This window comes from Nocardia pseudovaccinii (assembly GCF_050942345.1).
GTDB lineage: Bacteria > Actinomycetota > Actinomycetes > Mycobacteriales > Mycobacteriaceae > Nocardia > Nocardia pseudovaccinii.
In genome coordinates, this window is the sequence record NZ_CP192074.1 from 9103164 (window position 1) to 9116836 (window position 13673).

The 13673-nt window shown below is 66.3% G+C and carries 13 protein-coding genes; 11 read left to right on the plus strand and 2 right to left on the minus strand.

The genetic code is table 11. From position 1 onward, the window contains the following. Positions 1-48 precede the first annotated feature (48 nt). From ACQPZ2_RS40860 to ACQPZ2_RS40880, 5 genes are all read left to right on the plus strand, one after another. Positions 49-2388 carry a galactose oxidase-like domain-containing protein gene (locus ACQPZ2_RS40860; RefSeq protein ID WP_433523248.1) on the plus strand — a complete coding sequence of 780 codons (2340 nt, stop codon included), beginning with the start codon at positions 49-51 and terminating at the stop codon, positions 2386-2388. A 52-nt stretch (positions 2389-2440) separates the two neighbouring features. Beyond that, positions 2441-3448 (plus strand): adenylate/guanylate cyclase domain-containing protein, encoded by a 1008-nt coding sequence (locus ACQPZ2_RS40865; RefSeq protein WP_433523249.1) that lies wholly within the window; start codon positions 2441-2443, stop codon positions 3446-3448. A gap of 140 nt (positions 3449-3588) precedes the next feature. After that, on the plus strand, positions 3589-4377 hold the full coding sequence (locus tag ACQPZ2_RS40870) for an RluA family pseudouridine synthase (protein WP_433523250.1): 789 nt from the start codon (positions 3589-3591) through the stop codon (positions 4375-4377). 37 nt (positions 4378-4414) lie between these two features. Then, positions 4415-4672: a hypothetical protein gene (locus ACQPZ2_RS40875; RefSeq protein ID WP_433523251.1), complete on the plus strand. Its 258-nt coding sequence runs from the start codon at positions 4415-4417 to the stop codon at positions 4670-4672. Beyond that, positions 4669-5097 (plus strand): TA system VapC family ribonuclease toxin, encoded by a 429-nt coding sequence (locus ACQPZ2_RS40880; protein ID WP_433523252.1) that lies wholly within the window; start codon positions 4669-4671, stop codon positions 5095-5097. The genes ACQPZ2_RS40875 and ACQPZ2_RS40880 overlap by 4 nt, the downstream gene beginning before the upstream one ends. 116 nt (positions 5098-5213) lie before the next feature. Here the strand turns inward: ACQPZ2_RS40880 and ACQPZ2_RS40885 are convergent, their stop codons facing one another. Further along, on the minus strand, positions 5214-5858 hold the full coding sequence (locus tag ACQPZ2_RS40885; RefSeq protein ID WP_433523253.1) for a TIGR03086 family metal-binding protein: 645 nt from the start codon (positions 5856-5858) through the stop codon (positions 5214-5216). A gap of 85 nt (positions 5859-5943) precedes the next feature. On the opposite strand from ACQPZ2_RS40885, the gene ACQPZ2_RS40890 reads away from it, so the two are divergent. Beyond that, a complete protein-coding gene (locus ACQPZ2_RS40890; RefSeq protein ID WP_433523254.1) occupies positions 5944-6378 on the plus strand; it encodes a MarR family winged helix-turn-helix transcriptional regulator in 435 nt (144 codons plus the stop codon). 162 nt (positions 6379-6540) lie between these two features. Then, positions 6541-7320, plus strand: a complete 780-nt coding sequence (locus ACQPZ2_RS40895) for a metallophosphoesterase (RefSeq protein ID WP_433523255.1) — start codon at positions 6541-6543, stop codon at positions 7318-7320. On the opposite strand, the gene ACQPZ2_RS40900 is transcribed toward ACQPZ2_RS40895, so the two are convergent. After that, on the minus strand, positions 7317-8375 hold the full coding sequence (locus tag ACQPZ2_RS40900) for an AraC family transcriptional regulator (RefSeq protein WP_433523256.1): 1059 nt from the start codon (positions 8373-8375) through the stop codon (positions 7317-7319). The two genes, ACQPZ2_RS40895 and ACQPZ2_RS40900, sit on opposite strands and share 4 nt — an antisense overlap. A gap of 99 nt (positions 8376-8474) precedes the next feature. Between ACQPZ2_RS40900 and ACQPZ2_RS40905 the strand changes: the two genes are divergently transcribed. From ACQPZ2_RS40905 to ACQPZ2_RS40920, 4 genes are all read left to right on the plus strand, one after another. After that, a complete protein-coding gene (locus ACQPZ2_RS40905; protein ID WP_433523257.1) occupies positions 8475-9941 on the plus strand; it encodes a flavin-containing monooxygenase in 1467 nt (488 codons plus the stop codon). 62 nt (positions 9942-10003) lie between these two features. Next, the gene (locus ACQPZ2_RS40910) at positions 10004-12118 is read left to right on the plus strand and encodes an ATP-binding cassette domain-containing protein (RefSeq protein ID WP_433523258.1); all 2115 of its coding nucleotides are present in this window, start codon (positions 10004-10006) and stop codon (positions 12116-12118) included. Beyond that, positions 12118-12855: an energy-coupling factor transporter transmembrane component T family protein gene (locus tag ACQPZ2_RS40915; protein WP_433523259.1), complete on the plus strand. Its 738-nt coding sequence runs from the start codon at positions 12118-12120 to the stop codon at positions 12853-12855. The genes ACQPZ2_RS40910 and ACQPZ2_RS40915 overlap by 1 nt, the downstream gene beginning before the upstream one ends. An 18-nt stretch (positions 12856-12873) precedes the next feature. Beyond that, positions 12874-13560 carry a hypothetical protein gene (locus ACQPZ2_RS40920; RefSeq protein WP_433523260.1) on the plus strand — a complete coding sequence of 229 codons (687 nt, stop codon included), beginning with the start codon at positions 12874-12876 and terminating at the stop codon, positions 13558-13560. Positions 13561-13673: the final 113 nt, after the last annotated feature.

A 13673-nucleotide genomic window follows, 5' to 3' on the forward strand; every position in this document is an offset into this window, starting at 1 on the left:
CGGACAACTTCGGCATATGACGCGCGCGATGGCGCGTTCGGGGCGACGATGTATTGCGTGGCAGGACAATTCGTTCCGGTCCCCGACTGGTTCGCATGGGAGAACCAGGATTGCGGGATCGCGATCGCGGATATCGATGGTGACGGCGCCCTGGATGTCGTCGTACTCATGGTGGACAATCCGGCTGGTCAGAACACCGCGTCATATCGGGTGGGCATGGGGCTGGCCCCCGACGGCTCGACGAAGAGTTGGGGGCCGTGGCTGCCGGTGCCGGATTGGTACGGCTGGGAGAACCAGGGTGCGGGCATCGCGATCGGCGATCTGAGCGGCAACGGCCGACCCGATCTCGTGGTGTTCGTCGTGGACAATCCACCCGGCCAGAACCAGGGGTGCTACCGGATCGGGCGCGATCTGGCCGAGGACGGCACGGTGACCGGCGGCTGGACGCCGTGGATCACAGTGCCGGATTGGTACGGCTGGGAGAACCAGGGCGCCGATATCTGCCTCACGTCCATCGATGGTCAGCTCAGCCTGGTCGTTTTGGCGGTCGACAATCCGCCGGGCCAGAACAGCGGACAGTTCCGGTTGGCCAAGGGACTCACCGCGGACGGCGCGGTCGGCGAATGGACGCCATGGGTGGCGGTGCCCGACTGGTACGGCTGGGAAAACCAGGGCGCGGGCATCACGGCCGCGGATCTGGACGGCGACGGCAGGCCGGAACTGATCGTCTTCGCGGTGGACAACCCCGAGGGTGTGAATGCCGGTGTGTACACCATCGGCTGGGGCCTGGAAGGTTCCGGGCACGCGGTCGACGGCTGGAGCGGGTGGACCGAAACCGAGTGGGGCTTCGCCGAAAACCAAGGCGCGGCACTGGCTTTGCTGCCGCATGACGGCACACCTCCGGAACTGGCGGTCTTCACCATCGACGCACCGGATGGCGTCAATGCCGGTTATGTGCGCGTGCTCGAACTGGAGACCGATCTGACGCACGCACCGCATATGGGCCTGTGGCGCATTCTCGATTTCGGCACCGAGATCAACCCGGTACACGCCGCCCTACTGCACACCGGCGACGTGCTGTTCTTCGCTGGCTCCGGTAACGATCCGGACCGCCATGACGCCCACGAATTCCGCACGCGCGTCTGGCATTACCCGCGCCCTGGTCTGAGCGCACCCGGAACCCCGATCGATATGTTCTGCGTCGGGCACGCGTTCCTGCCGGACGGCAGGCTGCTCGCGGCGGGCGGCACCGAACGCTACGACCCGTTCTACGGACTGAAGGACGCACTGCTCTTCGATCCGGCGACGCTGACCTGGAATACCAAGCCGGACATGGCTTTCGGCCGCTGGTACCCGTCGCTGGCGCCGCTGCCGAGCGGCAATATCGTCGCGGTGTCGGGTCTGGGTGCCGATAACTTCCTATCCGTTGTTCCAGAACTATTCGACGCGGGCACCGAAACCTGGTCCCAGCTGCCATCTCCCGGTCCGATCCCGATGTATGGGCATCTCGTGCTACTCGCCGACGGCAGATTGTTCTACACCGGCGGCCAGTACGGTGCGAACAACGGCATGCGACCATCGATTTGGGATCCGGCGACCGGTACGACTGCCGAGGTGCCCGGTCTCACCGATCCGGGCTCACGCAATCAGTCGGCGAGCGTGCTGCTGCCGCCCGCGCAGCAGCAGCGGGTCATGATTCTCGGCGGCGGCGGATACGATATGCACAGTCCCGCACCGGCTTTGGCCGATACCAGGATCGTCGATCTGACCTCGGCGACACCGGAATACCAACCGGCCCCGCCGATGGATCATGCCAGGATGCATCTGAGCGCGGTCCTGCTCCCGGACCGAACGGTGCTGGCCACCGGCGGTTCCGGTATGGAGGAAATGGCGCACGACGCGCCGCCGCACGCCGAGATCTTCGATCCGGCGATGGGCACCTGGATGCACACCGCGCCCTGTCGGGTGCCGCGGCTGTACCATTCCGTCGCCCTGCTCACCCCCGACGGCAAGGTGATCACCGCCGGGTCGAATCCGGCACGCAAGACCGAGGAATTGCGCATCGAAACCTACTGGCCGCCTTATCTTTTCCACGGCGAGCGACCGGGGCTCGCGCTCGCGACGGACACTGCCGCATACGGCGCGACCGTTGCCGCGACTACCACTACGGCCCTGCGCGAGGTGAATCTCGTCCGACCTGGGGCGTGCACCCACTCCTCCGATAATGAGCAACGCCTGATCGATCTCGAATTCACCAGCACCGCACCGGATTCCGCGACGATCACGCTGCCGTCGAATCCGGCACTCGCGCCGCCGGGCTGGTATTTGGTATTCGTCGTGAACGACCAGGGCGTGCCGTCGACCGGACAGTGGCTGCACCTGGGCTGATTGTGACCGATCACAGTCCCGGACCGCCTGCCCGGCCCGTAGGGTACCGATCATGGTTCCCACCGAGATATCCGAGCTGGTCGAGTCGGTCGTGGAGTCGTATCTGCTCGACGGACCGCGCCGCTACAACCGGACCCAGGTCGCCGAACAATCCGGGACGACCACCGACCTGACCAAGCGGCTGTGGATGGCACTCGGCTTCCCGGCCGGTCTCGACGATGCCGCCGTCGACTACGCCGACGCCGATGTCGCCGCGGTGCGCAATTTCCGTGCGCTCAATGTGCTCGCCTCGGCGGACTCCCGTCAGCAGGCCGCGACCGCACGCACGCTCGGTCAGGGCATGGCACGACTGGCCGAATGGCAGGTCGATGTGGTGCTCGCCGAAATCAGCGCTCGGATGGCCGCGGCAGCGCCCGGCACCGATCCGGCCGAAATCGCGCGCGCCGCCACCGAGGCGGCCATCTCCACGCTCGAACAGCTCAATACCTACGCGTGGCGCCGCCACCTCGCCGCGGCCCTGGCCCGTTCCCTCGATCCGGGCACCACGGCGGGCGAGGCGGTGCGCGAGCTGGCAGTCGGCTTCGCCGATATGGTCGGCTACACCCGGCTCACCAGGCATCTGCATCCCGACGAACTCTCCATGTTGCTGGAGGCATTCGAATCCACCACCACCGCCGCGATCACCGAAAACGGCGGCTGGGTGATCAAGAATGTCGGCGACGAGGTCATGTACGCGGCCGAGGATCCCACGGATGCGGCCCGCATCGCGCTGGCCATCCAGGAGAGCACGATGATGGTCGGCGGCACGCCTGAGCTACGGGTCGCCGTGGCATACGGGCCGGTGCTGCAACGCTTCGGCGATCTGTACGGCTCGGTGGTCAATATCGCCTCCCGGCTCACCGGCGTCGCCCGGCCCGGCACCGTTCTCGTCGATGACGAGGCCGCCGCGGCCCTGGACGGCAATCCGGAGTTCGATATCCGCAATCTGCGCAGCGTGCGCGTCCGCGGCTTCAACCGCCTGCGGCCCCACACCCTGCGGCGCAACGGCAAGTACAGATAGCGCACGACCTGAGCTCGCCACCTGCGCACGCTGCGCCGCAACGGCAAACACCGGCAGCGCACAACCTGGGCCTCGCCACCTGAGCCCCCCACGCTGCGCCGCAAGGGCAGGCACGATAGCGCACAACCTAAGCTCGTCCGGTGGAGTTCGAGTGGGCCGAGTTGCGGAAGAGCTGCGTTATCGAGGAGGACGCGGCGGTGCTGGCGCTGAACAAGCCCGCCGGGATTTCGGTGACCGGGGAGCGGCACGACAGCGATATCGTCGAGGCGGCGGCCGCGGTGGGGGAAACGCTGCATCCGGTGCACCGGATCGACAAGGTGACCTCCGGACTCGTGCTGCTGGCCAAGGAGTTGGGCGCGCACGGGCAGCTGACCAGGCAGTTCAACAAGCAGACGGCCGAGAAGGCGTATCTGGCGATCGTCGAATCGACCGGCCTGCCCGATCACGGCGTCATCGAACTGCCGCTCAGTGTCGGTCGCAAGAACCGGGTGCGAATCGCCGCGCCCCGCGAATCCATTCGCGAGCAGGCCGGTCGCTGGTTCGTCGATGACGCGGACCTCTTGGCCACCAAGAACTATCCGTCGACAACCCAGTTCACCACGGTCCTGCGCACGGACACCCGCACCGTGCTCGCAGTGCGCCCGATCACCGGCCGCCGCCACCAGATCCGCGTACACCTGGCTTGGATCGGACACCCCATCGTCGGCGACCCCCTATTCGACAAATCCGCCCGATACGACCGCACCTACCTCCACTCCTGGCAACTCGCCCTCGCCGCCTCCTGGCGCACACCCCCCACCCTCACCCTCCAAGCGACCCCAACTCCCGACTTCTGGCACCCCCTCCATCCCACGCCCGACCCCGCCGCCCTCCTCCAACACGCCGACACCCTGCTGCACCACCGAATCCCCGCTCCCCCAACCGAATAGCCCTCACCCGCCCAAAGCCGCGTGCCAATATGCTTTTATGCGCACCACGATCGACCTACCACCAGAGTTGATGCAGGCCGCCAAGATCGCTGCCGTCGAGCGTGGGATGAGCCTGAAAGATCTCTTTGCCAAGGCGTTGACTCACGAGATCGGCGCGGGCATACCCGGCCGAAAGCACGGACGCGTCACCTTCCCGCTGGTCAGCGGGCCAGATGCAGAGCCGAAGGCCGCTATCACCAATGCCGATATAGAAGCGGCGTTCGAGGCCGAGGACATCGAGAAGTACGCGCAATGACCTTGGTCGACGTGGGCGTCTGGCTTGCGGCGGTGTGGGGCAGGCACGTACATCACAAGATCGCGGCAGCATGGTTCGGAGAACAAGCCGACGGCCTGCTCCTGTGCCGAGTTACCCGAACAGGTCTGCTTCGGTTGCTCTCCAACCCTGCCTTACTGGGAAGCGATGTCTTGCCGCGAAGCGCGGCGTGGCGAATCGTAGATCAGCTCGACGAGGACGAACGAGTGCTCTGGGCGGAGGAGCCCGCCGAGCTGGAAGCCGTGTTCCGCGCGTTCTCCGCCAGGAACGACAACAGCCACAAATTGTGGACCGACGACTACCTGGCCGCATTTGCACAAACCAGCAACGCCGCACTGGCGACACTCGATCGAAAACTCACAGCACGCTACCCGTCCGTCCAGGTCGTAACCCTCAGCCCCAAGTAGACATTGACGCCACCGCCGCGCACATCTTGGCGCCGACACGCACGGAATGGGCGGGAATTCCCTGCGCGGCACGCTAAATCGTGCGGCCGGTAATCACGCCCGAGCAGCCACGGCGACTACTCAGGCCAGCTCGGGGACCGCCCGAGGATGGCGACGATCTCGTCGAGCACCGAGTCACCGGACCAGGTGATGACCGGCCCGAAGGCGGAGCCTGGAGCCAGGCGGGCCGGGCCACCGGGGACGATCTCGGCTACCGATAATGCGACCGCGAGCAGGTCGTCGTCGAAATGCACTGCGCGGCCGAGGGTTCGGGCGACATCCCAGGAGTGCACGACGTAGTCGATGAAGTGGAAGCTGACCGCCTCGGCTCCGGAGAATTCGAAGGCGCGGGTGAACTCCGGCAGCGGGAAGGAGCGGTCGAGCACCCCGTCCTCGGCGAAGGACGCCAGCACATGTTCGGCGGCGGCGCGGTAGTCCGCGACCGGGTCCTCGCCCAGCGGACGCAGCCGCCACAGCGACAGATCGCCCTCGCCGCGGTAGGCGGCCGCGAAGCCGTAGTGCTGGGTGATCATGTGCGCCAGCAACCCGTGCAGCGTCCAACCGGCGCACGGCGTCGACTTGGCCAAATCGGCGGGAGTCAGCTGGGAAACAACTTCGATGCTGGTGCGCACGGCCTGGGCATTGAGCGCGATCAAATCGACCTGCGTGCCCAGTGATTTGAGGGTCTGCAACTCGGGGGCGGTGTCGGAATCGGTGGTCATCGCTGTCCTCTCGATACATCCAATTGATAAGCGCATGCATATCGTAAGCTCATGCTTATCATAAGCCAAGCGGTATTTTCTACCCATGCCGGAGAAGCGCCCCGACCTCGCTGCGATGATCGCGCCGCTCGGCCGCGCCCTCGCCATGGCGGAACTGCCCATACTCGAGCGGCACGGCCTGACCATGTGGGGCTATGTGGTCCTGCTCGGACTCGGCGACGAACCCGTCTACACCCAGGCCGCGCTGGCCAAGAAGATCCGCGCGGACAAGACGCGCATCATCGGCACACTCGACGAACTCCAGCAGCGCGGCCTCATCCGGCGCGACCTCGATCCGGCCGATCGGCGCGCACGCCTGATTTCGCTCACCCCGACCGGTCGGACCACCCGCGACCAGGCACAACGCGATATCCAGGAGCAGGAGGACCGCCTGCTCGCCCAGCTCCCCGCCGCCGATCGCAAGTCGTTCCTGCGGTCACTGCAGACGCTGTGGGCATCGGTCGTCGACACGTCGAGCTGACCCGGTGTGCGCGCGACCACTTCCGACCCCGCGGCCTTCTACCGGTGGTCAGCCTCATGGCGACGTGTAACCCGCAGGTCATCTAGCCTGTAGACGTGCCGGGCACACGATGCCGACACCCTCTGACGCAATGGAGCGATCCCCCAGAGAAAGCGAACGCCGATGATCCTGGTGGCTCAGGTCAGCGATACCCATTTCGATCTCGGCACCCGCAATGCCGAACGCGTCGAGCGGGTCATGGCCTATCTTGCCGAGCTGCGACGCAGGCCCGATGCCATTCTGGTGACCGGCGATATCACCGATTCAGGTAAGCCCGAGCAATATGCCGAGGCGCGCGCCGCACTCGATGCCGATATCCCCATCTACGCGCTGCCCGGTAATCACGACGACCGCGCCGCCTTCCGCACGATCCTGCTCGGCGAATCCGCATCGACCGCGCCGATCAACAACGCACACCGAATCGGCAATTCAACCGTGGTACTGCTGGATTCGAGCGTCCCCGGCGAATCCGGCGGCCGACTCACCGAGGAAACCTACGACTGGCTGCGCGGCGTACTCGCCGCCGCACCCGCCGACGCGCCCGTCCTCCTCGCGCTGCACCATCCGCCCGCACATCTGTTCAGTCCGGTCATCGATGAGATCTCGCTGGCGGAGCCCGAGAAACTGGCCGAGGTGGTCGCCGACGACGAACGCATCGTGGGCGTGATCACCGGACATGCGCATTCCGCCGCCGCGACCACCTTCGCGGGCCGCCCGCTACTGATCTCCCCGAGCACCGCGTCCGTCCTGGGCGGGGAGTGGGAACTCGAGCTCCCCCATCATGTGATGGACTACGCGCCGGATCCGGCCATCGCCCTGCACGTCATCGATGAAAGCAACCGCATCACAACGCATTTCCGCAGCATCGCGATGGGCGGCCGGATCGGCGTGCAGCCGAATTAGCGGCGTACCGCCCGTTCGCGGCGGTAGGCCGCCGGTGTCGCGCCGGTCCAGCGCTTGAAGGCGTAGATGAAGGTGGAGGATTCGGCATAGCCGAGCCGGATGGCCACATCACTCACCGAAAGCGGTGTGGCGGTGAGCATTTCCTCGGCGAGCGCGCGACGCACCTCGTCCAGCAGCGCGCGGTAGCTGGTACCCGCGGCATCGAGGTGGCGACGCAGGGTGCGGGTGCTCATATTGAGATCGCGTGCGACGGAGTCGATTCCGCGCGGGGCAGCGAATCCGTCGGCACCGCCGGGCACCAGGAGTTCGCGCACCTCGGCCGCGATACCGGTGCGGGCTCGGCGTCGATCCACCAGATCCCGGCATTGCGCGAGGCACATGGCCCAGGTGTGCTCATTCGCCTGCGGCAGTGGCTGCTCCAGCATTGCCGGATCGATCGTGAACAGATTGCGCGGCCGTCCGAAACGCGGCCGCACATGAGTGACCTCCATGATCCGATCGGCGTATGCCGGTTCGGGAAAACGGAATTCGGCCCTGGTGAGCGGCAACTGTTTACCGATCAGATCGCTCATGACCTGATGCATGGCGGTCACATCGCGTTCCACCAGGAACTGGCGCACATCGGCCGGAATCGATTCGTCGTGCACCCAGGCGATGAATTCGCCCTCCCCCCATTCCGCGACGGGCAGGCAGAAGGTGAAGCTCAGCTCCAGATAGCGCAGCGCGAACGAGATCGCCTCACCGAGCGTCGGACTGCTGACACAGGCGAAGCCGAAAATGCCGAAAGTGGTGATCCGATACCGGCGACCGATCTCGACACCGAGCGCGGGCGTATCGGCGAGCTCGCGGACGAGATTGCGGATGACGGCGAGTTCGGTGCGCGCGTCGATCTGCGCGTCCGGATCGTGCAGCACGGCCTCGGTCAGCTCGGTTCCGGCGAGCATGCGCGCGACGGGCACGCCCTGCTCACCGGCATAGCCGACCATGAGTGCCACGCTGGCGATGCCGCGCGGAAAGTTCCAGTCGCGGATGCCCGGATCCTGTACCCGCTCCACAGCGGACATTATGGCCGAAAATCTCGATAGGCCCACCCCATACGTGACCTGCGGTCTTAGAGTGGAACTCATCTACAGTGCTGTGAGGAGTGCCACAAAATGACAGCTGGCGAACGGCCCTCGGTCATCATCATCGGTGCCGGTTTCGGCGGCGTCGGGATGGCAATCGAATTGCGGCGCAACGGTTTCGACGATATCACCATTCTGGAGCGCGGCACGGACATCGGCGGGGTCTGGCGGGAGAACACCTACCCCGGCGCGGCTTGTGATGTGCCGTCGCCGCTGTACTCGTTCTCCTACGAGCCCAAGCCGGACTGGCCGCAGCGATATTCCGGACAGGCCGCGATCCACGACTACCTGCGCGGTGTCGCGCAGCGGCACCGCCTGCTGGAGGCGATCCATTTCGGCGCCGAGGTGACCGACGCCGAATTCGACGACGCCTCCGGCCGCTGGACCGTACGGACCAAGGACGGCTCGGCCCGCACCGCCGACGTGCTCATCTCCGCGGTCGGCCAACTGTCCCGGCCGGCGCTGCCGAACATTCCCGGTATCGACACCTTCACCGGTCAGGCCTTCCACTCCGCCGAGTGGGATCACGGCGTCGAGCTGGCCGGTAAACGCGTCGCGTGCATCGGCACCGGCGCCAGCGCCATCCAGTACATTCCGGAGATCCAGCCGCGGGTCGAACACCTCACCCTGTTCCAGCGCACGGCGGCGTGGGTGCTGCCCAAATTCGATACCGACTACACCCCGGTCCAGCACAAACTCTTCGCGCGGCTGCCCGGCGCCCTGCTCGTCGAACGCTTCGGCTGGTGGGCCATCGCCGAATTCATCGCGCTCGGCCTGGTCGAATTCCCGTGGATCGTGCGACTGGTCGCGAAAATCGCGTCGAAACATCTGGAAGTGCAGGTCCCGGATCCGGAACTGCGCGCCAAACTCACCCCCGACTATCCGATCGGCTGTAAGCGCGGCCTGTTCTCCAACGACTACTACCCGGCTCTGCTCGAACCGAACGTGCAGGTCGAGACCACCGCCATTACCGAAATCGTGCCGAACGGCGTGCGCACCGCCGACGGCAAGGTGCACGAGGCGGAGGTAATCGTCTATGGCACCGGATTCAAGGGCACCGAATTCCTCTGGCCCATGAATATCTACGGCCGCGCGGGCCGCAAGCTCTCCGATGCCTGGCAGGGCGGCGCGCACGCCTACTGCGGCATTACCGTGCCCGACTTCCCGAATATGTTCCTGGTCTACGGTCCGAATACCAATCTCGGCGTCGGCTCGATCATCTACATGATCGAATCGCAGGCCCGCTATATCCGCCAGGCCGTCCAACTGCTCGCCGAACGTCCCGGCCACGTGCTCGAGGTGCGCCCCGAAGCGGAGGCGCAATTCAATACCGCGGTTCAGCAGCGCCTCGCGCGCACACCGTGGAACTTCTGCTCCAGCTGGTATCGCACCGCTTCGGGCCGGATCACGAACAACTGGCCGGGTCCACAGCTCGCCTACCGCCGTCGCGTCCGCAAGTTGAAGGCCGCCGATTACGAGCTGACCCGGGTGGCCTGAAGCACACGGTCTCCACAGAAAGACCACACGAACTGTCCACCGGATCCTGGCAGACTTGACCCGTGAGTGATCTGCCAGCCCGCCCCACCGAACGCGGCCCGCTGCGCCCGATCGAATTGGCGGCGGGGGCGGTACTCGGCGGTGCCACCGTCGGCCTGGTCACCGTCGGTGCGCTGATTCCGTTCGCCGCAGCGCTGCAGCTGGTGGCCGCGGTGCCGCTGGCCATGATCGCGCACCGCTATCGGCTGCGCGCCCTGATCACCGCGACGGGTTCGGCCGTGCTGGTCTGCTTCGTCGCGGCGGGCATCGTGCCCGCATTCGGCATTCTCAGCTCGGCCACCGTCGCGGGCATCATCGGCATCGTCAAACGTCGGCGCGGCGGTTTGCCCGCGGTGCTCGGATTGTCGGTAATCGCCGGTCTCGGCTTCGCGGCGTTCGCCGTCGGAACGCTGGTCGTGCTGTCCCGGTCACGGAATCTACTGTTCAACACCATCCGCAGCACGGCTGAGGGCCTGGAGCGGACGGCGGCGCGGCAGCCCCAGCTGGAACCACTCGGGCGCGGAGTCGCCGACGCCGCGGACGCGGCGATCCGCTGGTGGTGGGTCCTGGTCGGCGGTGGTGTGCTGGCGGGCTTTATCGCGACGGCGGTGTTTTCCTGGTTCGTACTCGGCTCGGTACTCGACCGGCTGTCCTGGCTGCCCAGTCGAGACCGGCTCGACGCACCACCTGACGACCGGCCGATCGCACCGCTCCCGGTGCGACTGCGCGAGGTCGGCTTCCGCTATCCGGGCGCGCCGGTCGATGCGCTGTCCGGCATCGATCTCACGGTCGATATCGGCGAATTCGTGGCCATTGTCGGCCACAACGGATCGGGCAAATCGACACTGACCCGGCTACTGGCCGGACATCCGCCGACCACCGGCGGCGTGGACCGTCCGGGCGCCGCAGGCCTCGGCCATCTGGGTGGCACCGCGCTGGTGCTGCAGCGGCCGGAGAGTCAAACGCTCGGTGTGCTCGTCGCCGACGATGTGGTGTGGGGTCTGTCCACCGAACTCGCCGCCGCGGTCGATATCGATGGCCTGCTGCGCGAGGTCGGCCTGGACGGTATGGGTGATCGCGAGACCGCGACGCTTTCGGGCGGTCAGCAGCAGCGACTGGCGGTGGCCGCGGCATTGGCCCGCCGCCCCGCGCTGCTCATTGCCGACGAGGCCACCTCGATGATCGATCCGGACGGTCGCCGCGATCTCGTCGCACTCCTGGCCGAGCTGCCCAAACGCCATCCGATGGCGGTGGTGCTGGTGACCCATCACGAGGCCGATGCGGCGGCCGCCGACCGGGTCGTGCACCTGGCGGGTGGCCGGACCGTCGAGCGACTGCCCGCATGGCCGCAACCGGGCGGCGAGATCCGGCGCCGCCCGATGGGCGAAACCATCCTGCGGCTGAGCGAGGTCCGTCACACCTATAACCGCGGAACACCGTGGGCCGCACCGGCTTTGCACGGCGTCGACCTGACTGTGCGGCGCGGCGAGGCGCTACTCGTGGTGGGCGGCAATGGCTCCGGCAAATCAACCCTGGCCTGGATCATGGCGGGATTGATCGAACCCAGTTCCGGCCGTTGCGAATTGGGCGGTAAGCCGATCGCGAAGCAGATCGGCCGAGTGGAATTGGCGTTCCAGCACTCCCGGCTGCAGTTGCAGAAACAGACGGTCGGCGACGAAATCGCGGACTGGGGCGGACGGGCCACCGGATCCGGTGCGGTCGGACGCGCACTGGATGCGGTCGGTCTGGATCGCGCACTGGCCGCGCGGTCCATCGAAGAACTCAGCGGCGGCCAAGCCAAGCGCGTGGTGCTCGCGGCCATTGTGGCCAGCCACGCACCGGTCGTCGTGCTCGACGAGCCGCTGGCCGGATTGGACCCGCACGGTCGCGCCGAAATCGTGGAACTCCTTGCCCGCCTGCGTGATTCCGGGCTAACCCTGATCGTCATCTCGCATGACGTGCACGATATGGCCGCGGTCTGCGACCGGGCCGTACATCTCGAGGCCGGACGCATTCTCGAGACCGATCCGATCCGCGATACCGCGAATGTGCCCGCGCACCAGCTGGATTCCCGCACGACAGTGCCGGGAACGCGCCCTGGCGATCCGGCCTGGCGACTCGGGAATGGAGGTCGGTAATGAGTACGGTGCTGTTCCGCGAAGTGCCGGTTTCCAGTCCGGTGCACAGCCTCTGGGCCGGAACCAAGATCATCGCGGCGTTCCTGATCAGCGTGGTGCTGATGTTCCTGCCGTCCTGGCCGGTACTCGGCTTGATGGTCGTCTTCGTGATCGCGATCGGGTTGGTGGCCCGGCTACCGCTGAGCACCCTGCCGCGCCTGCCGTGGTGGTTCTGGGCGGCGATCGGAATCGGCGCCCTGCTCAATGTGCCGGTGGGCCGCGATGCCGTGCTGCGCTACTCCAATGTCACCGTCTTCGGCCTGATCCTGCTGGCCTCCTCGTTCCTGATCGCCTGGACCACCCCGATGGGCGATATCGCCCCCGCGCTGGCCAAACTCGGCTCCCCACTGCGCAGATTCCGCGTGCCCGTGGACGAATGGGCCGTCGTCATCGCGCTGACATTGCGCGGATTGCCGCTGCTGATGGACGAGATCCGGGTGCTGCGGGCGGCGCGCCGACTGCGCCCGAAGGAAGGTCTGCTCACTCGCGCCGCCGATAATCCGCTCGTCGATATCCTCACCGCCGCCATGGCGGTATCCAGCCGCCGGGCAACCGAACTGGGCGAGGCCATCACCGCACGCGGCGGCACCGGCCAGCTCACCGCCCACCCGAGCGCCCCCGGACGCAATGACGCGATCGCGCTGACGATTGTCATCGCGGTCTGCCTCGGCGCGGTCGTCCTCGATCTGCTCACCTGATCGGCGATACTGGCCCCTGTGCCGGACCAAGACGACGATGTACCTGCCTGGCAACGCAAGACGGAGGGTGAATCGCGGTGGGCCGCGACGCTCGCCGTGCTGGTGATCGTGGTGTTGCAGATCGCGCCGAAGGAACTCCGGGAGCAACCCGCCTGGCTGGTGCTGCCCGTACTCGAGGTCCTGTTGCTCGGTGTGCTGGTGGTGGCGAATCCGTTCCGGCTCAACCGGGAAGAGCGCTGGCTGCGCAACGGCGGCCTCCTGCTGACCGGTTTGTTGAGTCTGGCCACCGCGGTTTCGGCGGGTCGACTGGTCTTCCAACTGATCAATGGAACTCTCAGCGATCCGGTGCAACTGCTCGTCTCGGGCGGTGCGGTCTGGTTGACCAATGTGGTGGTGTTCGGACTCTGGTACTGGGAGTTCGATCGCGGCGGACCCGCGGCCCGCGCACATGCGCGAAAGCCGTTGCCGGACTTCCTGTTCGTGCAGATGCAGAGTCCGGACCTGACCGAACCCGAATGGGAGCCGCAGTTCCTGGACTATCTGTATCTGGCGTTCACCAATGCGACAGCGTTCAGCCCGACCGATGTGATGCCGATGTCGCGGTGGGCGAAGGCGACGATGATGCTGCAGTCGGCGATCTCACTGGTGCTGGTGATCTTGGTGATCGCCCGCGCGATCAATGTCCTGCAGCAGCCGGGGTCCTGATCGGATAGCGAAGAGCTATAACAAGATTCGTCATGTGAGCAATATCGGATACCCCGAAAAGCATTTCTCTAAACCTTTTGTACGCGGTAAGGTGTCCTCGGAGTGCGTTCTCT

Excerpts from the sequence above, each read along its gene's own strand:
- ACQPZ2_RS40860 (WP_433523248.1), top strand. The coding sequence starts at position 49 with ATGTATTGCGTGGCAGGACAATTCGTTCCGGTCCCCGACTGGTTCGCA.
- ACQPZ2_RS40865 (WP_433523249.1), top strand. The coding sequence starts at position 2,441 with ATGGTTCCCACCGAGATATCCGAGCTGGTCGAGTCGGTCGTGGAGTCG.
- ACQPZ2_RS40875 (WP_433523251.1), top strand. The coding sequence starts at position 4,415 with ATGCGCACCACGATCGACCTACCACCAGAGTTGATGCAGGCCGCCAAG.
- ACQPZ2_RS40880 (WP_433523252.1), top strand. The coding sequence starts at position 4,669 with ATGACCTTGGTCGACGTGGGCGTCTGGCTTGCGGCGGTGTGGGGCAGG.
- ACQPZ2_RS40885 (WP_433523253.1), bottom strand. The coding sequence starts at position 5,858 with ATGACCACCGATTCCGACACCGCCCCCGAGTTGCAGACCCTCAAATCA.
- ACQPZ2_RS40890 (WP_433523254.1), top strand. The coding sequence starts at position 5,944 with ATGCCGGAGAAGCGCCCCGACCTCGCTGCGATGATCGCGCCGCTCGGC.
- ACQPZ2_RS40895 (WP_433523255.1), top strand. The coding sequence starts at position 6,541 with ATGATCCTGGTGGCTCAGGTCAGCGATACCCATTTCGATCTCGGCACC.
- ACQPZ2_RS40905 (WP_433523257.1), top strand. The coding sequence starts at position 8,475 with ATGACAGCTGGCGAACGGCCCTCGGTCATCATCATCGGTGCCGGTTTC.
- ACQPZ2_RS40915 (WP_433523259.1), top strand. The coding sequence starts at position 12,118 with ATGAGTACGGTGCTGTTCCGCGAAGTGCCGGTTTCCAGTCCGGTGCAC.